This window comes from Paenibacillus sp. FW507-14B1B, from assembly GCF_058781425.1.
Genome location: NZ_JBYSWS010000002.1, coordinates 1,044,438 through 1,066,685, shown reverse-complemented (window position 1 = coordinate 1,066,685; position 22,248 = coordinate 1,044,438). Strand labels below are relative to the sequence as shown.

The 22,248-nt window shown below is 41.8% G+C and carries 22 protein-coding genes and 1 pseudogene; 14 read left to right on the top strand and 9 right to left on the bottom strand.

Annotated elements, in window-relative coordinates; all coding sequences use genetic code 11:
* The first annotated feature begins 1 nt into the window (after position 1).
* The gene (locus AC3WJJ_RS13360; RefSeq protein WP_492541261.1) at positions 2–601 is read left to right on the top strand and encodes a replication-relaxation family protein; all 600 of its coding nucleotides are present in this window, start codon (positions 2–4) and stop codon (positions 599–601) included.
* A 167-nt stretch (positions 602–768) separates the two neighbouring features.
* Here AC3WJJ_RS13360 and AC3WJJ_RS13355 read toward each other — a convergent pair whose 3' ends face one another.
* Positions 769–996, bottom strand: coding sequence for a helix-turn-helix transcriptional regulator (locus tag AC3WJJ_RS13355; protein WP_492541259.1), 228 nt, complete (start codon positions 994–996; stop codon positions 769–771).
* A 77-nt stretch (positions 997–1,073) separates the two neighbouring features.
* Here AC3WJJ_RS13355 and AC3WJJ_RS13350 point away from each other — a divergent pair, with 77 nt between their 5' ends.
* On the top strand, positions 1,074–1,358 hold the full coding sequence (locus AC3WJJ_RS13350) for a hypothetical protein (protein ID WP_492541257.1): 285 nt from the start codon (positions 1,074–1,076) through the stop codon (positions 1,356–1,358).
* 49 nt (positions 1,359–1,407) lie between these two features.
* Here AC3WJJ_RS13350 and AC3WJJ_RS13345 read toward each other — a convergent pair.
* Positions 1,408–1,584, bottom strand: a pseudogene (locus tag AC3WJJ_RS13345) (SpoVR family protein); the annotation flags it as partial.
* Between the two features lie 179 nt (positions 1,585–1,763).
* Here AC3WJJ_RS13345 and AC3WJJ_RS13340 point away from each other — a divergent pair.
* Positions 1,764–2,156 (top strand): hypothetical protein, encoded by a 393-nt coding sequence (locus tag AC3WJJ_RS13340; RefSeq protein ID WP_492541255.1) that lies wholly within the window; start codon positions 1,764–1,766, stop codon positions 2,154–2,156.
* Positions 2,157–2,297: 141 nt separating this feature from the next.
* Positions 2,298–3,779: a methyl-accepting chemotaxis protein gene (locus AC3WJJ_RS13335; protein WP_492541253.1), complete on the top strand. Its 1,482-nt coding sequence runs from the start codon at positions 2,298–2,300 to the stop codon at positions 3,777–3,779.
* A gap of 67 nt (positions 3,780–3,846) precedes the next feature.
* On the opposite strand, the gene AC3WJJ_RS13330 is transcribed toward AC3WJJ_RS13335, so the two are convergent.
* Positions 3,847–4,749 carry a hypothetical protein gene (locus tag AC3WJJ_RS13330; protein WP_492541251.1) on the bottom strand — a complete coding sequence of 301 codons (903 nt, stop codon included), beginning with the start codon at positions 4,747–4,749 and terminating at the stop codon, positions 3,847–3,849.
* A 332-nt stretch (positions 4,750–5,081) separates the two neighbouring features.
* Between AC3WJJ_RS13330 and AC3WJJ_RS13325 the strand changes: the two genes are divergently transcribed.
* The 3 genes from AC3WJJ_RS13325 (at position 5,082) to AC3WJJ_RS13315 (ending at position 9,817) form a co-directional block, all read left to right on the top strand.
* Positions 5,082–6,254: a GNAT family N-acetyltransferase gene (locus AC3WJJ_RS13325; RefSeq protein ID WP_492541249.1), complete on the top strand. Its 1,173-nt coding sequence runs from the start codon at positions 5,082–5,084 to the stop codon at positions 6,252–6,254.
* 235 nt (positions 6,255–6,489) lie between these two features.
* Entirely contained in the window at positions 6,490–7,818 is a 1,329-nt protein-coding gene (gene brnQ / locus AC3WJJ_RS13320; protein WP_492541247.1) for a branched-chain amino acid transport system II carrier protein, read from the top strand.
* Positions 7,819–8,020: 202 nt separating this feature from the next.
* Positions 8,021–9,817 carry a S9 family peptidase gene (locus AC3WJJ_RS13315; RefSeq protein WP_492541245.1) on the top strand — a complete coding sequence of 599 codons (1,797 nt, stop codon included), beginning with the start codon at positions 8,021–8,023 and terminating at the stop codon, positions 9,815–9,817.
* A gap of 98 nt (positions 9,818–9,915) precedes the next feature.
* Here the strand turns inward: AC3WJJ_RS13315 and AC3WJJ_RS13310 are convergent, their stop codons facing one another.
* On the bottom strand, positions 9,916–10,890 hold the full coding sequence (locus tag AC3WJJ_RS13310; protein WP_492541243.1) for a cation diffusion facilitator family transporter: 975 nt from the start codon (positions 10,888–10,890) through the stop codon (positions 9,916–9,918).
* 217 nt (positions 10,891–11,107) lie between these two features.
* On the opposite strand from AC3WJJ_RS13310, the gene AC3WJJ_RS13305 reads away from it, so the two are divergent.
* The 4 genes from AC3WJJ_RS13305 to AC3WJJ_RS13290 all read left to right on the top strand — a co-directional run bounded on the left by AC3WJJ_RS13305 (position 11,108) and on the right by AC3WJJ_RS13290 (position 14,827).
* Positions 11,108–11,281, top strand: a complete 174-nt coding sequence (locus AC3WJJ_RS13305) for a GapA-binding peptide SR1P (RefSeq protein WP_492541241.1) — start codon at positions 11,108–11,110, stop codon at positions 11,279–11,281.
* Positions 11,282–11,540: 259 nt separating this feature from the next.
* Entirely contained in the window at positions 11,541–12,245 is a 705-nt protein-coding gene (locus AC3WJJ_RS13300; protein ID WP_492541240.1) for a Na-translocating system protein MpsC family protein, read from the top strand.
* A gap of 137 nt (positions 12,246–12,382) precedes the next feature.
* Positions 12,383–12,781, top strand: coding sequence for a response regulator (locus AC3WJJ_RS13295; protein ID WP_492541238.1), 399 nt, complete (start codon positions 12,383–12,385; stop codon positions 12,779–12,781).
* Positions 12,782–12,937: 156 nt separating this feature from the next.
* Positions 12,938–14,827 carry a PAS domain S-box protein gene (locus tag AC3WJJ_RS13290; protein ID WP_492541236.1) on the top strand — a complete coding sequence of 630 codons (1,890 nt, stop codon included), beginning with the start codon at positions 12,938–12,940 and terminating at the stop codon, positions 14,825–14,827.
* A gap of 75 nt (positions 14,828–14,902) precedes the next feature.
* Here AC3WJJ_RS13290 and AC3WJJ_RS13285 read toward each other — a convergent pair whose 3' ends face one another.
* Both AC3WJJ_RS13285 and AC3WJJ_RS13280 read right to left on the bottom strand, forming a co-directional pair.
* Entirely contained in the window at positions 14,903–15,763 is an 861-nt protein-coding gene (locus AC3WJJ_RS13285) for a DegV family protein (protein WP_492541234.1), read from the bottom strand.
* A 145-nt stretch (positions 15,764–15,908) separates the two neighbouring features.
* Complete coding sequence (locus AC3WJJ_RS13280) at positions 15,909–16,829, bottom strand: DnaJ domain-containing protein (RefSeq protein ID WP_492541233.1); 921 nt, start codon at positions 16,827–16,829, stop codon at positions 15,909–15,911.
* 212 nt (positions 16,830–17,041) lie between these two features.
* Between AC3WJJ_RS13280 and AC3WJJ_RS13275 the strand changes: the two genes are divergently transcribed.
* Positions 17,042–17,638 (top strand): YitT family protein, encoded by a 597-nt coding sequence (locus tag AC3WJJ_RS13275; RefSeq protein WP_492541231.1) that lies wholly within the window; start codon positions 17,042–17,044, stop codon positions 17,636–17,638.
* Between the two features lie 91 nt (positions 17,639–17,729).
* Here AC3WJJ_RS13275 and AC3WJJ_RS13270 read toward each other — a convergent pair whose 3' ends face one another.
* Together AC3WJJ_RS13270 and AC3WJJ_RS13265 are read right to left on the bottom strand one after the other, a co-directional pair.
* Positions 17,730–18,413 carry a bifunctional 2-keto-4-hydroxyglutarate aldolase/2-keto-3-deoxy-6-phosphogluconate aldolase gene (locus tag AC3WJJ_RS13270; protein WP_492541228.1) on the bottom strand — a complete coding sequence of 228 codons (684 nt, stop codon included), beginning with the start codon at positions 18,411–18,413 and terminating at the stop codon, positions 17,730–17,732.
* Between the two features lie 19 nt (positions 18,414–18,432).
* Entirely contained in the window at positions 18,433–19,398 is a 966-nt protein-coding gene (locus AC3WJJ_RS13265) for a sugar kinase (RefSeq protein ID WP_492541226.1), read from the bottom strand.
* A gap of 211 nt (positions 19,399–19,609) precedes the next feature.
* On the opposite strand from AC3WJJ_RS13265, the gene AC3WJJ_RS13260 reads away from it, so the two are divergent.
* Entirely contained in the window at positions 19,610–20,479 is an 870-nt protein-coding gene (locus AC3WJJ_RS13260) for a DUF421 domain-containing protein (protein ID WP_492541224.1), read from the top strand.
* A gap of 175 nt (positions 20,480–20,654) precedes the next feature.
* On the opposite strand, the gene AC3WJJ_RS13255 is transcribed toward AC3WJJ_RS13260, so the two are convergent.
* Positions 20,655–20,738 carry a putative holin-like toxin gene (locus tag AC3WJJ_RS13255; protein WP_379249454.1) on the bottom strand — a complete coding sequence of 28 codons (84 nt, stop codon included), beginning with the start codon at positions 20,736–20,738 and terminating at the stop codon, positions 20,655–20,657.
* A 272-nt stretch (positions 20,739–21,010) separates the two neighbouring features.
* Between AC3WJJ_RS13255 and AC3WJJ_RS13250 the strand changes: the two genes are divergently transcribed.
* A complete protein-coding gene (locus tag AC3WJJ_RS13250; protein WP_492541222.1) occupies positions 21,011–22,174 on the top strand; it encodes a GntR family transcriptional regulator in 1,164 nt (387 codons plus the stop codon).
* Positions 22,175–22,248 lie beyond the last annotated feature (74 nt).

The window sequence follows — 22,248 nt, the reverse complement described above, 5'->3', positions numbered from 1 at the left end:
CTTGAACGAAAGGGATAAAGCGATTGTATCCGACTTGGAACGCTTCCGCTGCATGACCCGTGATGATGTAGCGGAGCTTCACTTTTCGAATGTTAAGAATCCAATTAATCAAGCGAACATGGTCCTTAAACGATTGAGAAGAGATGAGGTTATCACATGCTCTACAGATCGCAGGAAGTATATTTACTTTCCTGTGCCGGGGATCAAGAAAGACAGCGCAAAGTTAGGACACTTTCTTGCCATCGTAGATTTTTATAAGCAGCTTAAGAAGATCGAGGAACCAAGGATATTTAGCGTTGAACCGAAGTTAGGTGGTAAGGGTAGACCGGAACCAGACGCATTCGTCATTTGGAAAGGGGTGCCGTGGTTCGTAGAGATACAACGTAGCCAGTTCAGTGATAAGGTCATGCAGGATAAAATGAATCGCTATGAGCAGTACCATTTGAGCGGTGAATGGGAAAAGGAATCATGGCAGCCAGCAGATAAAAAGATATTCCCTTATGTATGGATTGTTGGAGTAGGGACGTATGCGGTTACGGGGAGACCGTTTAGAGTTGTTAATGCAAGTGTAGCTCAGATGTTAGAGCGTTTAAAGAAATGAATAGTAATATTTTACCATGTAAATATTTGCACACCTATGAAGGAATGACTTGCCTGTTCATCGAATTAATCAAATTGAATAGCGTAAGTGTGAATCCCAAGTTTGTAATATTATGTACATTGTCAGTCTATAGGTTGACAAAACAAGCAGGGGCGAGTAGATAAATTCTACTCTTTCCTGTTGCTTACAACTTCAAGTTCGTATAGATCATCGGTGGAACAGTCTAAAATGTAGGCTGCGTTAATGGCGAATTCATATGACATTTTCGTTTTGCCTAAGATCAGATCATTGACGTACTGTCTCGTCACACCTATGCGTCTAGCAAACTCGGCTTGAGTCCAACCTTTACGATTGATCAAAGAAAGCAACAGGCAGTCCCCTAACTTGTAGTGCACGCCTGTTTGCCCCTTTCATTTCAAAAAGAGCGAGGTGTTGAAATTATTACTGGTAAAGTATAACACATAGTTCGTTCATGAATAAAATCTCACTGACGATAACTCAGGCGGTTATATCACATCAACTGGAAGGTGGCATGTTCAACATGACGAGAGAAGAGTATGTTATCGAGAGTATTTTATTAGATAAAAAGTCGTTACGTAATTACTTGTCATTCACTAATGAAGATTATCAATATCCATGCATGATAACGGTAAGCAATGAAAGTGGCCGAAAACAATATTATGTCGAAAGAAGCAATGTGAAGGGGCGCGGTCAAGATTTTTTGATTATTGATTGGGGATCAAGGATAAAAGAATAAAAGCCCGTTGTTACGGGCTTAAACTGTTTTCATTTATATTGTATTTTGCTTTTCCAAAGCTCCAGTGGCTGAAGCGAGTAGGCATGCCGTAAGCCCCGAAAGTGTATATGATATCTGCCGGGCAAATTTCATATCTCATGGGGTAAAAATCAAGGCCAAAGCCAGTAGCGATCTCCGTTATTTCTGAGATGGATCGTTCCAGTTCCGCAATCTCGTCTTGATGCACGAGAAATCCCCCCTTGTAGTTGAAAAAGATGATTCTTATCATATATATGGGATTTTCGTGACGATATGCGGAAATAGGGCGCTTTGACAAAGCTTTAGGAAGCGTGACAAAATGGATTTACTAAAGTGCAAAATGGACGGTGCGTTGGCACTGTTATTAATGTAAGGGAGACATTAATAATGAACATCACAATAACGAGTGTAGGATTACGGCTGAAAGATCGCTGTATGGTCACATTCCAATCCGAACAGGGAACGGCGAGTGCTTATTTTGAAGGTGAAGCGCCAATCGTTGGCAGTCAATATGAGGTTGAAATAGAAATTCCTAATGTACTGATATGGGATATGGATGTTACTCCATCAGAAACTGCAGAACACTCGATTAAGAATGAGCGAGAGTTTACCATTTTGACAGGGCAGCTAGAATCCTCATTTGATGAGGGATGTTATGATATTAGGTTTGGTACAAGTCTAATATCCCTCGAATTGCTGGGTAATCCTTTTCCATTTGGAACATATGTACAAATAAAAGTAAGAACGCAATCCGTTATGTTATACAAAGTGAACTTATAAGACGTGAAGAAACCTTGAGTGCTATTACAGCGACTCAAGGTTTTTTTATGACTGATTAACAATAAAAAAATTAAAAAGCTTAAATTACGACATTATTTGACGATAAATGGTATAGGTGGAACGTCTAAAGGAGAGTTGAATATGTCAAAAGATCATAAGGAACAAAGTTACTTTGAGCAATTAATGGTAAGCCGGAGTACGTTAATTGTTCGGTTTTTTTGGGTACTAGCTGCGGTAATTGTTGTGTTGTCTACTTTTTCGTACGATTTTATAGTTACCCTGATATTAGGTGCGAGTTGTGCGTTGGTAGTAGGACTCATTGATTTTATTCATAGGAAACGCTGGCTTTCTTCTTATTTTCCGTATCTGATTGCCGTGTTAATGGCCGTACTGATGTTTTCGCTTACTGCTGTACAGCCTTCACTTACCATGATGATCGCTTTTACAGCGGTCTTAACCATTTATCCTTCATATAAGCCCCTTCTTGTATACGGAATCCTGTCACTTGGTATTATTAATTGGTTTTCATTATACCCGAATGAAGCGACCAAAGAAGTGATTTCTAGCGGCAGTAACACCGAATTCTTAATCAACCTCAGTATTCTTCTGATGATCTCTTTTTTATTTCAGCGCCTTATTCATGAGACCTACCGGAATACACGAGAAGTCTATGATGCCAAAGAGCAAGTTGAACATTTATTTGTTCAATTGAAGCAATCCATATATACGCTGAGTTCATTTAATGTGAAGTTGCAAGAGAACGTCAAGCATACGGGGAGTATTACTTCAGAGATTGCTGTAGGTTTTGCAGAAGTAAACAAGGGGATTGAGCATCAAGCCGTTAGTGTAGGTGAAATTTCTGGTATCCTGAATGGTGCTGACAAGGAGATTACTAGTGTTGCGGGCAGCTCTGAGCAAATGAAACATCTCTCAGATGAAACGGTCGAAGCAGTTGTACACGGGAATAGACAGATAGAGGAGCTTTTTACCGGAGTAAATGAGGTTAGTGATATTGTTCATCATATCGTGCGGTCAATGAACGAGCTTAACGATCAGAGCAGAGAAATTGGCATGATCCTAACAACGATTCAGGATATTGCGAAACAGACCAATCTTCTTGCGTTAAATGCAGCTATTGAGGCAGCAAGAGCGGGTGAACATGGGAAGGGCTTCGCGGTAGTATCGGGAGAGGTTCGGAAATTGGCGGAACATTCTAGTCGCTCAGCTGAAGAGATTGCCGCTGTTCTTGATAAAGTTATTGGAATGACTTCCTCCTTAACAGAGCAGGTAGAACAAGGGCAGGTAGCGATTGATCAGAGCCGGAATGCGGCCGCAGTATCCAGGGAAGTATTTCAGCAGTTGAATGACATTGCAGGTCAGGTAGCAAGTCATGCCGACCGTCTGGATGTACAAGCTGCAATGATTAAGAGATCTTCTGGTGGAATCATAGGCGAAGTAGAGTCTATCTCTGCTGTTTCACAACAATCCAGTGCTGCTTCAGAAGAGATTCTGGCAAGTATGGAAGAACAGAAAGCGATGGTAAATGAAATTGTGGCTAGTTTCAAAGAACTGGAAGAGCTGATTCGAAATCTTGAGCTTCTGGTTGGTCAGAGCGAGACATAATTGTGTGATGAAAGAAACCCTTGGAGGGGAGCATTTGCTGCCTTCCAAGGGTTTCTTATAATCTGTCTTAAAAATTTATGACAACAATAGCGATTACACCAAGTGTAATGCCTAATTTGCCGTACGTGGTGAGCTTCTCACGGAATAACAGCATGGAGCAGAGGGTGATTGAGACGATCACGCTGCCCTGAACAAGAGGGTACAGATAGAAGCTAGGTACGACGCCGGAGAGAAATGTCATGATAATATTCCCAATGAGTGATGTGGATGCAAGGAGCACCATAGGGAGGATATTATGCCACAGTGTAGTGCTTTCTTGTAAGAGCGTCAGTTGTGCACTTTTCTTGTCTCTAACGTACTGAATACTGTAGGCAATCCAATAAAATACAAATGCAGAACAAAAACCAACAAGCATTAGCCCCGTGGCTTGAGTTCCCTCCAATTGATATTGATGGAACTTTTGAATAACTCCAAGTAAACCGTTAAATAAAAATGTTAGAAGGCAATACAGCAACCAACGATCACTTTTCTTGGTGTTCTTCTTCTTCTTCGAATTTGGATTTACATTTATGAAGTAGAATGCAGCAAGGAATAAAAAGACTGCAATGATAGCAGCAACCGTCAGTAATTCATTAAAGGCAATGAATCCTATAGATGTGGGAATGAGCATGCTAGCGGCAAAGTAAAAAGCAGTATACGAAAGGGGACCGGTACTGATCGCAAGATTATAAAATATAATGGTCAGCATAAATCCAAGACCAAATAAAATGCCGAACATGAGGGTTATAGGATGAATCTCGCGTACCTCTGGCTGAAATAGACTGAATAGTAGTAAGCCAATAGCAGCTATTAAAGTGAAACCCGAATAGATCAACAGCCGTTCTCTGAATAGGTTAGATCGGATCAGCTTCATCGATAACGTTTGTCCAGTAAACAGGATGATGGAGACCAGAATGAGCACAGTGTTCAAAAGTAATTCCTCCAGTTAGTGAAATACTTATTATAAGAGGTCTAGTTCGTACGAAGTATAGTGAACAGAGGGTGAGGCAAATTAAACCAATTCAACAATATCATAAATCATATGCTTCTGATATGAATAAATAACTTTTCGCATACAACCTTTTTAACGTAAGTACTGGATCCATAGAATAGACGATCATCTGAACCTGTCACATCTTGGAATGCGGTATATGATATATTTGTAGTGAATATATGCAAGCGCTATCAAGTCAATCCTATGGATTGGATATGCTTGAGGCATGCATTCTGTCCCTTAAATCACACATATTTGGAGGAAGATACATGGAGAATTACTGTAAAGGTTCATTAGAAGACGCCCAGGATATTGTAGATTTTGCAGATTACATATTCAGTACAGCCACAGCACCACATGATTTTGCACAAATGATTCCAAAGTTATATGGTGAAGGGAAGAGAACTCAAGAATTTCACTATTTAGTAAAAGAAGATGGTAGAATTCGTGCGATGCTCTGTGTATTACCACTCCACTTTCATGTGGCGGGTACCGTGCTCAAGGTTGGTTGTGTAGGGACGGTGTCGGTCCATCCGCGGGCAAGAGGAAAAGGATATATGCAGAAGTTGCTCCAATTCGCGTTAGATGAGATGAAATCTGAAGGCTATCACTTCAGTGTGCTGGGTGGACAAAGACAGCGATATGAATATTTCGGTTATGAGCCCGCGGGGATAAAGATGGATTTCACACTAACTAGTGATAACGTTCGGCATAAGTTTAAGGGATTGAATGCGGATAATATCCGATTTGAAGAATTATTGAAAGATTCAGCTTTCCTTGGAGATGCCTTTAACTTATATGAAAAAGGGTTAGTTAGTGGGGCAAGAAACAAAGAACAATTCGTGGATATACTGCATACATGGAACACCCATCCATACGTTATTACTCAGGGAGGGCAATTTGCAGGTTATCTTAGTCTATCCCAGGAGAACGGCTCGATCTTAGAGATTATGCTTGTCGATCCAGATTTGTTGCCTGCTGTTTGTAAGTCATTGATGTCTGTTAAACGTCTGACAGAGCTACACTTCTCGCTCCCTGCGTATGACAAGGACAAAATTACCTTGCTGGGTAGCGTGTGTGACACCTATAGGACTACTTATCAACATAATTACAATGTATTCCTCTATACTCCGGTCATTGAAGCCTTTATGAAATGTAAGGTTTCTGAGAGAAGAATACAGGATGGAAGGTACGTGTTAAAGATCGAGAATGCTGAAACTATTGATATTCAAGTGAGGAATGGGGAAGTGAGCGTACAGCGTGTTGACGATGCAAATGGTGTGATCCAACCGGATGCTGTATTATCTGCAAGAGAAGCAACTGCCCTGCTGTTCTCGCCGCTTAGTTCTTATACTGCATTTTCTACGGGGAATGAACCTGAAAACATTCCTTTAGGTTGGTTTCCACTCCCGTTATATACACCCATGTTAGATTGTTGCTAATCATCTCATAAATATCCTTAAAATGGATTTTATGAGATGGGCTAGTAACTTGACAATACTGATAACATCATGAGAAAATGCTTGAAGCAATAATTAAAATGGATGAATGCAGGTGAACGATTCACACCGATCTTTTTAAGTCGGTATTGGGTGATCATGTGTAGTATAATCCGTCCCTTCGTGGGACGTTTTTTTTATTAAATGACAGCTAAGAGAGATTTTCAGGAGGTTCTTAATGAAAACCATATCCAAGACCCATATTTTCTTCATAGGGCTAATGCTGTTTTCGTTGTTCTTCGGAGCAGGCAATCTAATTTTTCCGCCGATATTAGGTCAACAAGCAGGAGAGCAATTTTGGCCAGCTATTCTAGGATTTATTATGACAGGTGTTGGGTTGCCGTTACTGACGATCGTTGCGATTGCACTTTCAGGTCGGAATATGCAAGAGCTAGCTGGACGAATACATCCTAAATTCGGAATTGTATTTACAATCGTGGTGTATATTCTGATAGGTCCCTCGATGGCTATTCCTAGAGTAGCAAATGTGGCGTTTGAGATGGGTGCGCAGACATTTGTTCCTGAATCATTGAAATCGAGCGGCTGGGTGCTGTTCGCGTATACACTGGTATTTTTTGGTGTAGTATTTTGGGCTAGTTTGAATCCGTCTAAGCTTGTGGACCGGATTGGTAACGTGCTGACACCTCTGCTTCTGTTGGGGGTAGCGGGATTGTTTGTTGCAGCCATGGTGAATCCTCAAGGATCTGCACAACCTGCAGTTCAAGAGTATGTTGAATCCCCCTTCTTCAAAGGGTTTATGGAGGGATATTTAACGCTGGATACGATTGCTGCACTTGCCTTCGGTGTGGTTGTGATTAATGCAATACGGATGAAGGGTGTGGAGGACAACAAGCTCATTGCTAAGGCAGCAATTCAAGCTGCGATCGTAGCTGCGATCGGTCTTTCATTGGTATACGCTGCTCTGGGATACATCGGAGTAACGAGCGTTGAATCTTTCGGGTATGCAGAGAATGGCGGTCAACTGCTCACCGTTGTTGTACAAGCGTTATTCGGTAAATACGGTCTCATTCTGATTGCATTTATCGTAACACTTGCTTGTCTTACGACTTGTATCGGTCTCGTAGCTGCTTGTGGTCAATATTTCTCAACACTTATAAGTAGGGCTAGCTACAATTGGGTTGCGTTTATCATATGTGTGCTTGGACTGTTAGTTTCTAATCTGGGACTAAATCAGATCATTTCCATCTCGGTACCAGTCCTGCTCGTGATTTATCCAGTATCTATCGTGCTTATACTCCTTTCATTCTTAGATCGCTTATTCCATGTGTCTCCTTATGTTTATGCTGGGGCCATGATTGCCACCGTGCTCATCAGTATCTTTGATGGATTGAAGGAGGCCAATATATCGATCGACTTCATAACAACGTGGTTTAAGTATATTCCACTGTATGAGAAGGGGATAGGGTGGGTAATTCCCGCGATCGTAGGTGCCCTGATTGGTTTTATTATAGAGATGTTGAAATCAGATAGATCCGTTACAAAATAAACCGATAAAATAAAGCAGGCTGCCCCAGGGAGAACGCATGGGCAGCCTGCTTTATTTATGTTCTAGGTACGACAAAAGAATGAGGTGGCATACACCCCTGGTTTGATTTATTTACCAATCGAATACGATATAATTAGATTTATGCAGGGGGAGAGTCTATTTACCTGTAAAATCATATGTTTTGGATAGGGGAGGCAATGCAATGATTCAATTTCCTAAGCCGGATGTGGAGCAATTTTTTCAAACGTACATTATTCGTTCCTTTGGGGTGGATATGGATGAGTCACGGTTGGTCTTCAGCAGCAACTTGAATGGTAAGTTTAACTTATGGGCAATGGATTTGAACAAGGAAACATCATTTCCATATCCACTTACCTATAACGACCAGATCAGCAGCTTTATTAAGCTGGATCCAGAAGGAAGACATATTTTAACGGCATTTGACCATGATGGTAATGAGAACTATCAATTCCATGCACTGCGTTGGAATGGTGGAGACCCAATGCCCTTATTTGAATCTGCTTCTTCAGAGGATAAGCATTATTTTGTACAACTATCCGAAGATGGAAAGCGTCTGTACTACAGCACCTCCAAGAATAATCCTTCCTTTATGAATTCACATGTGTATGACCTAGAGTCGAAGCAGGATAAGCTTTTGATTGAAGGGAAGGATACGACAACCGAATTGGCTGCAGTGAGTCCAGATGAGGACAGTTTGGTGTATACAAAAGTATATGCTAATACATATTTCTTAAGTTTTGTACGACGCGAAGGTATGGAAGATCAATGCCTGACTCCTTCTCCGGAACAAGTTCATATTGCCGGTGATGTTATTTTTCTCGACAACGATACGCTGTTGTTCGCGACTAACTTTGATTCGGAGTTCACGTATATTGCGCAATACGACATACCTAATCAAGCATTCAAGCCACTGCGTCATATTGAACAAGAGAGTATCAGTCTGATGCGATATCATAAAGAATCGCGTACAGTTTACGTAGTGACCGAAAAGGGGGTTGAGGATAAGCTTTATCGATATTCACTTGATAGTGAAGAGCTTATGTCGATTCCGCTTCCATCCGATATTGTAGAGCAACTAACGGTAGCAAAATCGGGTAATCTGTATGTTCTAGCCCGCGGAGCAGTAAAGCCGCATAATATCTACCGCTATCAAGATGGGACATGGAGTATGCTAACCCGAAACGTCATGACAGGGTTGTCTGAGGATGACCTTGTATCTCCGGACGTTATTACATATCCATCGTTTGATGGTATGGAGATTGAAGCACTTCTATTTCGTGCCAAAGAGGACCTAGCGAATGGCTATACAGTATTCTGGCCACACGGCGGACCTCAAGCGGCTGAACGCAAGCAATTTCGTGCCATGTTTCAATATATTATTGCGCAGGGCTATAACATCTTCTGTCCGAACTTCCGTGGTAGCACCGGTTATGGCAGTTCTTTCGTGAAGTTAGTTGAGCAAGACTGGGGCGAGGGTCCGCGTAAGGATTGTTTGGCTGGGATGGATTGGTTATTCGAGCAGGGGATATCAAGCCGTGAGAAATTGTTTGTTATGGGTGGCAGTTATGGTGGGTATATGACGCTCCTGCTCGCAGGGCGTAATCCTGAGTACTTCCTTGCGGCTATTGATATTGTTGGTGTCAGCAATCTATTTACATTTTATAATTCGGTACCTGAGCACTGGAAGCCGATCATGGAGCGCTGGCTTGGGGACCCCGAGCGGGACCGTGAACGATTTATTAAGGATTCACCGATTACGTATCTGGATAACATGGTTAACCCGATGCTCATTATTCAGGGGGCGAATGATCCCCGTGTTGTGAAGGAAGAATCGGATCAGATCGTTGAAGCCTTGCGTGCAAAAGGACGCGATGTGGAGTATTTGGTGTTCGAGGATGAAGGTCACGGCATTACGAAAAAAGCCAATGAGAAAGTTGCCTATGCCCGTATGGTAGAGTTTCTTAACCGCTGTAAATAGCACATGAACTTAAATTCTGATATAAAACAAGAAATGAAAACGGCAGGTCAGAGCTTTCCTCTGAACCTGCCGTTTATTGTTATCTATAAAATTCGTCATTATGACTCTATATCATAATTTGGATTCCATAGCTTAACTCCATCATCTTCGAGAATACCTAGAACGACATCGGCGATATCTGGATCTTTCATTAGCAGGGTATTTATTCTAGCCTTAGTTAGGCCTGCTTCTGCTAAGGTCATTCCGGTGCGTAGTTCAATGTATGCTTCCACATGATAGGTTCTGCCCTCTTGTAAAATCCGCAGACGATTGATATCGCGTACATCAGGATCCGATAAGAGGGTCTGAGATATTTTCTCTTCCACATCTTTCGGAGCAGCAACTCCAATTAGACCTACCATGTTATCGTAACCTACCTTAAAAGCTACACCAATCATGAGGAGTCCGATAAGAATCGTAGCAATTCCATCGAGAAGAGTGAAGTCAAGGAAATGAGCAAAAATGATAGCAACTAGCGCAAACAAGGCACCTAATGTAGCTACAATGTCTTCGTAAAACACGAGTCGGGTAGGCGGAGCGGCCCGGCCTGCATTCTTAAAAGCCGCTGGAATCATCCCAAGTCCATGGGCTTTCACCCGTGTTTCTTTTAGAATTTCTTTCATGGCTTTCATGAGTATTGACCCATCGATGAGGATGGCGATCATCAATACAACAAAGTTAAGCCAGAAGTTGGTTGATTCTTCAGGGTGCTTTAGAAGCTTGAAGCCCTTCAAGATTGTTTCATAGGCCATGACGGTGACGACAATAACGGCCACCATACAGACAAGGTTAATGACTCGGCCGAATCCGGAGGGGAATTTCTTGGTTGGCTTCTTCTCGGCAAGAACACTTCCGATGAATACAAAAGCTTGATTGACAGCATCGGCCACGGAGTGCATGGCAGAGGCAAACATAGTACCGCTACCACTGAGTGAAGCAGCCACCCCTTTAATGATGGCAAGCCCTGTATTACCTAAAGCAGCAATTCCTGACGAGGTATTACCTTTTTTAATAAGCTGTAACAAATTGTTCAAGCAGTACCCTCCATCTTTTTTGTGAATTAATTGTCCTATAATTTGCTATATTAACACAATTTTTTTAAGTTAAATCATTTGTTCATAAGTTTATTTTTTTGACAATACACTAAGAAGAACAGGGCCTAAAAATTGGCTGCATAATACGCTGAAAGGAAGCCCCTGTAAGTCGGTTGTCTATGGTATTCAAAAGCACCTAACCCTGAGGAGGAATAACATGAAAACGCTAACAAGCATGATGGCGGGTAATGTGGACAAAAGCAAGGATATGGGGCTGATCATATGCTCTGGCTGTGACGAGTTGATCGATACTTTGCCGACCGACGGTGTAAAGATTATCCATAGTCATTGTGGCAGGGAAGAGTGCAGAGGAGTTTGTTCTGAGGATTAGTGAGCGAGGAGATGTAATGTATACAGCTTTCTCTTAAGCGAGGTCCGATTAAGGGCCTCGCTTTTTGGAAGAAAATACTTGATTGTGATTCTGCAGCAAGGCTCTATAAGGACTATGGGAATACACATTTATACAATTTATGTTCTCCTTTGTTTTATTCAGGTTGTATTCTATTAAAAAAAGGTTACAATAATAGAATAAGTATCGATCTATATTATTCTAATGGATCGAATGTACAATGGTTCTTCGTCAAAAGGTAATGATTCTGTCGGTAGGAAGTGAAATCTTGTTTACGCAAGCTCAGATTAATCAGGTATCCAGCTTCACGGGGAAGCTGCTTCGAGATCGTTTTGGTAAAGGCCCCGAATCAGTGTATGTATCGATTGGCGAAAGAGGCATTACACTGCACATCCGCAATTTTATCGGACCTGTTGAGAAGTTTCTTTTGAGTAAGGAAGAAGAACAGGCACTCCGTTATACTCGCGAACTGTTAATGAAATCCCTTCTGCCAGAATTGACAATCTACTTGAAGAATGAGATAGGACTGGATGTAGATGAGATGTTCTATGATTGGGGCTTACATAACGCCACAGGCATCATTGTTGGACTATTTCAAAATGCCATTCAAGTTTCCAATTATTACGAAGGACAAGCCGAGGTTCACAAACAAATCGCCCTTCTTACAGCCAAGGTACAGAAGGAGCCCGAACGCATTGATTCATGGTGGATTAATTCTCGAACATTAATCGTGGTTCGTGAAGGTCTATTGATTCTACTAGAGAAGGAATTAATCGGGCTTGGATATGAGAATGTACTGAAGACCACAAAGCGTAAGCTAGAGAAGAGGGTATTCGGACAGGATAATCGTATCGGAGAATTGTTTGGTAAAGAACTCGCGGATGTTTATGTTGATTGGGATCTAGAACGGGATAAAGGGATTGTCGCTTATATTTTCCATTCCTGAGTTAAATGTTCCTATACAAATTAATATTTGGTGGTAATGAACTAGACATCCTCATATGCGGATGAGCTAGGCATAAGCCAAAAAGGAGCCTTCGCGCTTCTTTTTTGGCTTTTTTGTGTTTAAGGAGGATTGATCCATTGGCTTCTATAGTGTTATGTATTGAGGATAACGATTTAAATATGCTCGTAATGAAGCATGTGGTGAAAAGACTTCATGATGTAGTCCTTCGTGAAGCGGTTAATGCGGAGAAGGGCTTGGAAATTGCGTTAAATGAAGATGTTGATCTCGTCATTATGGATATTCAACTCCCTGGAATGAACGGATATGAAGCCCTTCAGCGTTTGAAGGAGCATGAAAAGACTTCTCGTATTCCGGTGATCGCATTAAGTTCATTTGCTGAGAAGGTAGATATCGAAAGAGGACTCGAAGCAGGTTTTACGGAATATGTAACAAAACCTATCCGGGTAGGACATTTTCTACAGATCGTAGAGCGTCTACTTATGAGTACTGGGGAAGTAATGCTAGATCAAGAGTAATAATTATATTTAAAGAGCGGTTTAGCACCGCTCTTTTTGTTTTTTTAGCAATCCTCCAGTTAATCCATGCGCTAATGTTGAGTAAATATGTTATATTCTCTTTGGACTCACAAAGAAAGGAATGAAGCCGTATTGAGCGACCATCAAACTCATATCATGGAGAAGTTAATTTCGGAAGGAAGCGCATACCGATCATTATACGAGAATCATCCAGATGCGATATATATCATGAATACACAAGGTGTGTATGTGGACGCTAATCGGTCAACCGAGCGAATTACAGGTTATAACAAGGAAGAGTTATTTAGTTTACCGAAAAATGCTTTGTTTTGTGAAGAAGGTCTTAAAAATCGAAGCAGTTACATGGACCAGGCGTTATCTGGAACATCACAGAATTTCGAAATCCAGTTCAGACATAAGAATGGAGAAATAAGGGATGCTCGTATTACCTATGTCCCGATCAAGATTGAGGAAGAGATTGTAGGTATATATGGGATTGCTCAAGACATTACAGAACAAATTATAGCTAGAAATAAACTAGAGGAAAGCGAACAGCGTTATAAGTCCCTCTTTAAATATAACCCCTCAAGTGTATATTCCCTGGATCTTGAAGGTAACTATCTGTCTGTAAATGATCAATTGACAGTATTAACAGGATATACCAAGCAAGAGCTGTTAACAGGGTCTTTTCATGAGAAACTTATGCCTGAAGAGTTAGGGAATACGATGAAGCACTTTGAACTTGCCAAGCAAGGGCTGCTTCAATACTTTGAGAGCAGTGTACTGCGTAAGGACGGGGAAGAACGTCGTGTTCATATTACGAATGTTCCTATTATCATAAAAGGGCAGATTGTAGGTGTGTATGGAATTGCACGAGATATAACGGACGAAAAATTATATATTGAACAAATTAAGAAGTTGAGCAGTCAGCATAGCTTGATCTTAAATTCGGTTTCGGAAGGGATTTATGGGCTGGACCGAGAGGGGAAGTCCATATTTATCAATCCTGCAGGAGCGGAAATGCTCGGTTATGACAAAGATGAATTTACGGGCTTGAACAGTCATGATTGCATTCATCATACCCAAGCTGACGGCTCACATCATGAGATGTCGAATTGTCCCATCTATCAGACGATTCGCGATGGTAGAAGCCGTGTCGTAAATGAAGATGTGTTCTGGAGAAAGGATGGATCCAGTTTCTTAGTTTCATACCATACGAATCCGATCATGGATCAAGGGGAAATTAAAGGAGCTGTTGTCGTTTTTAATGATATTACAACCGAGCGTGAGATTATGAGGGCAAAAGAATTGGCTGAGCGAACGGCTCAGGTTAAGTCTCAATTTCTGAGTATGATGAGCCATGAAATCCGTACTCCAATGAATGGAATGATTGGGATGACGGATTTGCTGCTCGATAGTGACTTGAATGAGGAACAGCGAAGTTATGTAGACATTCTTAGGTCAAGTTCGGAATCTCTTCTGTCTATCCTGAATGATATTCTCGACTTCAGTAAGATGGAGGCGGGGAAGATGGTATTAAAACCTGCGATGTTTGATCTTCGAGAATTGGTAAACGAGGTGATGGAATTATTCATGGGACAAGCCTCTGAAAAAGGATTGCACTTCAGAGCAGTTGTTGAGGAGGGAGTTCCAAATCTGATCATAGCCGATCCGATTCGAGTTAAGCAGATCCTTGTGAATCTCATAGGGAATGCATTGAAATTCACCGAACAGGGACAAGTCACTGTAACGATTACACCCGTTGGATCAAACGATTCGGACAAAAATTTCTCACTTGAGTTTTCCATAGCAGATACAGGAATAGGAATTCCAGCAGATAAGCTGGATGAATTATTCTTATCATTTTCCCAGCTGCACCCTGTAATTAACCGAAAATACGGTGGTACAGGCTTAGGGCTTGCCATTTGTAAACAGCTTGTTGAACTTATGGGCAGTTCCATTTTTGTGGATAGTGTAGAAGGATCAGGCTCAGTATTTAGATTTCTCTTACCCATTCAGACTGTACAAGATGAGTGTGATGAATAAAACAATGAACGGCCATTCTGCTAGCTTTTGCTAAGACAGAATGGCCGTTCATTATAGAAAACCTATTGTTCAATGCTATGCATTCGGTTTCTTGGTATACATGAGTCCAACGGTATGCGGCCCACAGTGGCTGCTTATAACACAGCCAGCAGTAGAAAGACCGACTTCTTTTGCTCCCGTCTTTTCTTGAAGCGCCTTTTGAAGGAAGCGTGCCTCCGATTCAGCCATAGCATGTACAACAATAATGAGATCATTATCCATATCCTTGACCTTGTCGAGTGCATTACTTAACATTTGATCAAGTGCTTTTTCTTTCTTTCCACGAACCTTATAAGCAGGTGTCATGCTACCGTTCACAACTTTAATGACAGGCCTGATTTTGAGTAAGCTACCGATCAGGTTCTGCATCCCGGAACAGCGCCCACCTTTGTATAAATAATCAAGCGTATCAATAACAAATTCGGATTCAACTTGGCCTGTATATTTGTTCAGCAAATCTACGATTTGTGGAATGGAAGAACCCTCATTAGCCGCATGGACTGCTTTCATAACAAGGAGTCCAATACCGCAGGAGAGATTCCTCGAATCAACTACGGTGACGCGCCCTGGCGGCATCTCATCAGCAGCAATCAAGGCATTTTGATATGTAGAGGACAGCTCAGAAGAAAGGCTGATATATAGTATATCGTCACCCTGTTCAATCGATGGTGTAAATGCAGCGATAAAATCAGAAGGCGACGGAGCAGCAGTCTTTGGAAGACTTCCCGTTTCTTCGACTTTAGCGTACAACTCGATAGGTGTGATATCAATTCCATCACGAAGTGAATCTTCCCCAAAAACAACATATAATGGTACGATGCCAATGTCGTGTTTTTCAATCCACGTGGACGGTAAGTCACAAGTGCTGTCAGCGAATATTTTTATTTTTCCAGACATGAACATCTCCCTTTAACTCAATCAAATTCCTTTTATTATAGCAAGGTTAAGCCTGATTTCAAAGGCTGGAAACGACGGAATTGAAAAGCTCCTTCAGAGGGTATACATTCTTCCCTCAAGAAAGGAGCTTTTGACATTAATTTCGTTATTTATTTGTTTTGGAAGCTTCCAAGTAGTGTTTGATAAATGCTAACGCGTTAGCTTCTTTCTCTGATCCTGCACGGACACCTGCGAACATGTCCTTTTTCGCTATAGGAAGCTCTTCTGAAAGCGGACTGTCTATAATATTCACGGCATATACTTGTTCTGTAGGTTCTTCATCTTGTTTGGTCTTCTTCAGCATATCGGGAGTAACTAGTGACTTCAGCTCCCCCTCGAGTTCAGGCTCAAGGCTTCGTATCATCCCTTGGTTACCAACCCAGTCAAATGCGCCCTGATCCATAATATATAAGTCCGGTCGTTCGGTGGCAAGTACGAGCATAGCTTTCTGAAGAAGAGCGGCATCGTTCGGATTGCCGGAATCAATTTCTGGAACGTAAGTTACATTGATCTCAACTCGTTTCCAATCTGGGAACTGTGCCAAAATCGCATCTTCAATTGGCTTGTAATTTTGACTTCCATCCGGGGTGATATAACTACCTAAGAACATGACCGATAAATCTACAGGTGGTAGCTTAGCAAGGCGTTCTTGCTCTGCCCGATGATCGAAAATACTAATGATGATATAGATGATAATGCCGATGAGGGCAAGTCCACCCAGAACATGGTATCTATAGTAGCGGAAAAAATGTTCTGTCTTCTCCGCTGCGCCGGCCATACCTTTAAATTTACCGTATTTTTGACGGCTCAATTCCTCCAGGGATTTGCGTTTCTCCTCTTCCAAAATAAAATTGTAAGCTTTCGTAACTTCCGCAAAACGTTCTTCTACTTCATCTGACTTATCCGGATTCCGCCGTTGCTCTGAACGGGTCTGGCGCATGAGCAGGGTGTATCGGTCATCCAGCTCTTCTGAGGTTGCTGTTTCTGGAAGTCCAAGCTTCTCATACGCCTCTTTCATTTGATCCATGAATAGTTCACCTCTTCTATACTGTGAGAGTTTCCTAGTTACCAGTATATAGTGTAATGGCCTCTTGATACAAACGATATAACTTTGCAGAGTGGTAGATACTACTGATGGTAAATATTTGTTATTTTTTAGAAAAAAATATCTAACATGGAGTATAACTTTTCTTCTGACAAGCATATGAATAAACATTCCTATGTTTGGAGCTGTTCTATATGCAGACCTTAATCAAGTATATCGTTATTGTTCTTGGAAGTTTTCTGATCGCCGCAGGGACAAACTTCTTCCTTGTACCACACAAGATACTCGATGGGGGTGTAATTGGCATTGCGCTGATTACCAATTATTTGTTGGATGTACATATTGGTTTTGTTATTATATTGTGCAGCATCCCAATGTTCATGGCCGCATGGCTGTTAAACCGAGAGATTTTCTATAACAGTTTGACCGGAATGCTTATTTCATCGTTTGTCATTGATCTGTTATCGCCCTTACAATCATTTTTTCAGCAAAATGTTTCGATCGGAGCTATTCCCAGCGCTTCAGTCGGAGGACTACTCATCGGGGCGGGGCTCGGAATCATGCTTCGGTTTGAGACAAGCACGGGTGGGACCGATTTGCTTGCACACTTTCTCTCGAGGCGAATTCCTTTGAATGTGGGTGTCATTATTCTATTAATGGATGCAGTTATTATCGGAGTTGGTGGTTTATTACTATCAGGTGAAACCTTTATTTTATCCATATTTACCATTGTATCTGGCGGGTTCACCACAGGCATGTGCACACAGCGGCGTTGGGCTAGGAAGAAGTGAAGAAGAGTAGCATACTTTAATTAATACGTATAAACAGAAGAGGGCCGCCAGGGATTATCCTTGAGCGGCCTTCTGTAGGTTAAGCAGCATGCTATACATGCTGGATAATGGATTGACGTTTCGCATCTTGAAAAGCATGGACATAAGCGCTTGCCTTCTCAGCAATTAATTGATAATTCCCTGTTTTGACCGCTTCTTTCGTTAGGTCAGAGCCTATGCCAACGGCAAAAGCACCTGCAAGTATCCATTCAGCTAGATTATCCAGGCTGACACCGCCTGTTGGCATAATGTTTGCTTGAGGCAATGGTCCACGCAGAGAAGGAATGACAGATGGAGAATAGAGATTGCCAGGAAATAGTTTTACGACATCAACACCAAGCTCCAGTGATGCCACAATATCATGCACAGTGACTGCACCGGGCATAACAGGAATTCGGTAACGGTTACAGAGCATAATGGTTTCTCTATTAAATCCTGGAGATACAACAAATTCAGCACCTGCTAGAATCGTAAGTCTTGCTGTTTCGGGATCAAGAACGGTACCAGCTCCAATAATAGCGTAATTATCTGCAAGAGGATCGGTAGAGGAATAAGCTTTGGATAATTCCGTGATGGCCTCTGTCGCAAAAGGAACTGTCATGGTGATCTCCATAACTTTGATTCCACCCTCAATTGCCTTCTTAGCCATGCGCACAACTTCTTCTGGTGAATCAGCACGAAGCACGGCAACAACACCTGCATCATGAATTTGTTGAAGCAACCTCATTTTTTTCATCGTTTACACTCCTTTTCGATTATCGTTCGATGTGTGTTCTATTACCACGGCGAACCTCGATTTCCTCCCATGTGGGAAGCGCTTCCCAATCGCCAATGGCTTCAATCACCATGGACCCTGTTAAGCTGCCAAGTCGAATGGCTTCCTCAAGGGAATACCCCTTGGATATACCAGCCAGAAAACCGGCACAAAATCCATCACCTGCTCCAACCGGGTCCACTACCTCATCGACCTGCTCGAACGGAACTCTGATAAGTTGGTCTTTGTCCACAAGGACGTTGTTTCCGTGAAAACTTTTAATAACACATTTGGCATTAAGCTTACGCAGTTCTTGAATGATTACATGCTCGTCATCCGTCTGGTATAGGAGCTTGCATTCATCATAGCCTGGCATGAAATAATCGCAAGCTTCTGCCAGCTCCAGTAGTACAGGGCGAGCTTGTTCAATATTCCAGAGTTTCAGTCGAAGATTGGGATCAAAGCTGACCTGCACATGATTGTCTTTGCATATGGAGATCACGTGTTGAATGGTCTTAAGACAGTTCGAACTTAAGGCAGCTGTAATCCCAGTAAAATGAACGATTCTCGCCTGAGCGATATAAGCTGTGTCAATCAGTTCAGGTGTCATTTTGCTTGCAGCTGAACCTGCACGGTAGTAATAAACAGATGATTTCCCTCTGACCGATTCACGAAGCATAAGACCGGTTGGCGCAGATTCGGAATACCTTACTCTAGAGACATCTACACCTTCCCCGCGAAGCGCTTTCACAATTCCTTGTGCCATGGGATCTTTACCAAGTTGTCCAAACCATCCGGAAGTGCACCCAAGTCTAGCTAAGCCAATAGCAAGATTACTTTCTGCTCCGCCGAATGATTGAGCCATCGTACCGCCTTGTCCAATACCATGCGGGCCATCTGGATATAAGAGTCCCATGGATTCACCAAAAGTGATGACATCAAAAGGACGACGCATTTCAGTAGTCATATTCAGGCTGCCTCCTTGTTCGAATTCCTTTTTATGTAACACTTTACCTTGAAAGATAAAAATACTCAATTAGAATTAAGCGCTTTCTTTTAAGCGGATTATAGCATTGTGAATATCCAGCCTCATGAGAGAAAAATCTCAGGGTTTAGAAAAAAGGTATCTTACCAATAATAATTCGATGTAGAAGATACGGAAGGGAGGCAGTGAAATCATGCAGGAATGGCTAGAAGTTGTACTTCGGACATTATGTGCCGTGATCGTCTTGTTCTTATTAACAAAACTGTTAGGTAAACGACAAGTATCGCAATTGTCGTTCTTCGAGTACCTCACGGGTATTACGATTGGTAGTATTGCTGCGTCCTTATCGCTTGATTTAGAGGCTAATTGGTATTTAGGATTGATAGCCCTAGCGGTTTGGGTAGCTTTCTCACTACTTATTGAGGTTTTGCAAATTAAAAGTAAGAGGCTAAGGGATTTTATCGATTTTAAAGCAACAACGGTGATAAAAGAAGGAAAAGTATTAGAAGGAAACTTAAAAAAAGAGCGCCTGACGTCGGACGAGCTCATGGAGCAATTGCGCAAGAAAAGTGTTTTTGATATAGCTGATGTCGAGTTTGCAATTATGGAATCCAGTGGTGAAGTTAACGTAATGCTTGTAAGTGAGAAACAACCACTAACACCTAAACACCTTGGATTACAACCTGGAAGCATTAAAGAGCCTCACTTGGTCATTATGGACGGAGAGGTAATGGAAGAACCTCTACGTTTATCTGGTAAAAGTGCGGCATGGTTGAAACGAGAGCTAAATAAGAATAATGTCAAACAGGAAGAAGTGTATCTTGCACAAGTTGATACAAGTGGTCAACTAGCACTGGACTTGTATGACGATCAGATCAGTTTGCCCCAAGTACGGCAGAAGGCTGCGCTGTTCGCTAATCTTAAAAAGTGTGAAGCGGACTTGGAGATGTTCGGCATTTCAGCTCCTACGAAAGAGACGAAGGAGCTTTATACGAATACGGCTAATCGGTTAAATCAACTGTTAGCAGAGATTAAACCTCTGCTTCAACAAAAAAAGAAATAAGGGACAGTTATATTTGCTTTTTTCGGAGAATAGGATATTTTTGTGTACCGATTCATAGCTAAAGGAGCCGGTGGCAGCCGACTCCCTGAACAACAGCCAGATGTGTGCGGGGCGGTTATAGTTAACATGCTTCAATTAACGGATAAGAAATAGATACATTCTTAAAGGGAAGGCTCTATTTCTTATTGTGAAAAGCAAGCATCGACACGACCAAGGTGGCGAACGAAATCATTAACGTTAACGCTTCATTCACGCCCATGGATTTCACCTCCTGTTCTACCGCCCCCTACCAGCTGGTCTATTGTAATATATAATATGCCAATTGCTTACAAAAAAAGAACTGATTATGGGAAGCGCTTTCACAATATATTCAAAAAAAATTAATGATATCGTCATATTCAGCATACATTAGTCAGATTTAAGTGATCTTTAAATAAAGAAGCTTGTATCCTTGATCTGGGGACAGGTTTCTTTTGCATGTGATAAAATAGATATCGCTGATATGGAGAGGAAGGCAGGCATGAATACCAGATGAATAATATATCGGGGAAGTTATTTGAACAACTGAAGGGCCAGGTGCTTGGCATCATTTTGGAGCGTGGCTTAAAGCCACATGACCCTCTACCATCTGAAGGAGAACTTGCGAATCGATTTGGCGTGAGCCGTATGACAGGTAAGCTTGCGCTTCAGGCACTTCAAGATGAGGGAATTGTGTATCGTCTTCCTAGGAGAGGTACATTCCTGGCAGACGTGGATTTGGATGAATTAAAGCAATCAGCAGGTATGAACCATTCGTACGAAGCAAAACAACCTCGCCGTGCAGGGCATTACATTGCATTGATTGTGCCTGTCATTGACGATTATGTTGGCAGCATCATTACCTCTGTTGAACAAGCTGCTAAAGAACAAGGGTATGAAATCGTTATTAAGGTTACTGGAGATGTAGCTGCTGAAGCCGAAGCGGTTCGTAGTCTTTCGCACCAGAGTGATATTGTGGGTATTCTGTTGTTTCCAGTCGATCGAAAAATTTGTGGAGATCACCTTCTTCGATTAAAACTATTGAAATACCCCGTTGTTATACTTGACCGTCAATTTAATGAGGTTGGGTTCGACAGCTTAAGCCATGATCATTATAGCGGAGCTTATGAGATGACTGCACAATTACTTCGAACGGGGCATAGAGAGATTGGGTTTATGACGAGTGAAATGAATATGGCGAAGAGTAGAGAGGAACGGTACCAAGGGTACATTGATGCACTACTAGATTGGAAAATGGATATTCAAACCGATCGACTTCTGTTTTTGGAGAAACATGAGAGTGGTGAAAAGGGCGTATCAGTCAAACAGCAAGCCATTCAGTCCTTTCTAACTGCGAATGGTAAGCTGACAGCCGTGTTTTGCTCAGATGATTTCTTAGCGATGTTAACGATGAAAATGGCACTCGAGCTGGGATATAAAGTGCCTGAAAGATTATCGATTGCCGGTTTCTCCAACCACAAGGTGCTTGAGTATGCTCCTATTCGTATGACGACTGTTATGCAGACGATGAATGACTTTGGTAGTTCAGCCGTTCGATTGCTAATGAATCGAGTGGACCATCCTTCTAGTGATCCGGTATCGATTAAATTGGGAACTAAATTGATCACCAGAGATTCAACCGTTTCTAAAATAGAGAACAGCGATAATCATTTTTAATTTGAAAAAATGACCATTTCTTATCCCTTTTTCCTAGTAGATCAGCTATGATAGAGTAAATAACTAGGTCTATT

Coding starts and splice junctions, on each gene's coding strand:
- AC3WJJ_RS13350 (WP_492541257.1), top strand. CDS start 1,074: ATGAATAAAATCTCACTGACGATAACTCAGGCGGTTATATCACATCAA.
- AC3WJJ_RS13340 (WP_492541255.1), top strand. CDS start 1,764: ATGAACATCACAATAACGAGTGTAGGATTACGGCTGAAAGATCGCTGT.
- AC3WJJ_RS13335 (WP_492541253.1), top strand. CDS start 2,298: ATGTCAAAAGATCATAAGGAACAAAGTTACTTTGAGCAATTAATGGTA.
- AC3WJJ_RS13325 (WP_492541249.1), top strand. CDS start 5,082: ATGGAGAATTACTGTAAAGGTTCATTAGAAGACGCCCAGGATATTGTA.
- brnQ (WP_492541247.1), top strand. CDS start 6,490: ATGAAAACCATATCCAAGACCCATATTTTCTTCATAGGGCTAATGCTG.
- AC3WJJ_RS13315 (WP_492541245.1), top strand. CDS start 8,021: ATGATTCAATTTCCTAAGCCGGATGTGGAGCAATTTTTTCAAACGTAC.
- AC3WJJ_RS13305 (WP_492541241.1), top strand. CDS start 11,108: ATGAAAACGCTAACAAGCATGATGGCGGGTAATGTGGACAAAAGCAAG.
- AC3WJJ_RS13300 (WP_492541240.1), top strand. CDS start 11,541: ATGATTCTGTCGGTAGGAAGTGAAATCTTGTTTACGCAAGCTCAGATT.
- AC3WJJ_RS13290 (WP_492541236.1), top strand. CDS start 12,938: ATGGAGAAGTTAATTTCGGAAGGAAGCGCATACCGATCATTATACGAG.
- AC3WJJ_RS13285 (WP_492541234.1), bottom strand. CDS start 15,763: ATGTCTGGAAAAATAAAAATATTCGCTGACAGCACTTGTGACTTACCG.
- AC3WJJ_RS13280 (WP_492541233.1), bottom strand. CDS start 16,829: ATGGATCAAATGAAAGAGGCGTATGAGAAGCTTGGACTTCCAGAAACA.
- AC3WJJ_RS13275 (WP_492541231.1), top strand. CDS start 17,042: ATGCAGACCTTAATCAAGTATATCGTTATTGTTCTTGGAAGTTTTCTG.
- AC3WJJ_RS13270 (WP_492541228.1), bottom strand. CDS start 18,413: ATGAAAAAAATGAGGTTGCTTCAACAAATTCATGATGCAGGTGTTGTT.
- AC3WJJ_RS13265 (WP_492541226.1), bottom strand. CDS start 19,398: ATGACTACTGAAATGCGTCGTCCTTTTGATGTCATCACTTTTGGTGAA.
- AC3WJJ_RS13260 (WP_492541224.1), top strand. CDS start 19,610: ATGCAGGAATGGCTAGAAGTTGTACTTCGGACATTATGTGCCGTGATC.
- AC3WJJ_RS13255 (WP_379249454.1), bottom strand. CDS start 20,738: ATGGGCGTGAATGAAGCGTTAACGTTAATGATTTCGTTCGCCACCTTG.
- AC3WJJ_RS13250 (WP_492541222.1), top strand. CDS start 21,011: ATGAATAATATATCGGGGAAGTTATTTGAACAACTGAAGGGCCAGGTG.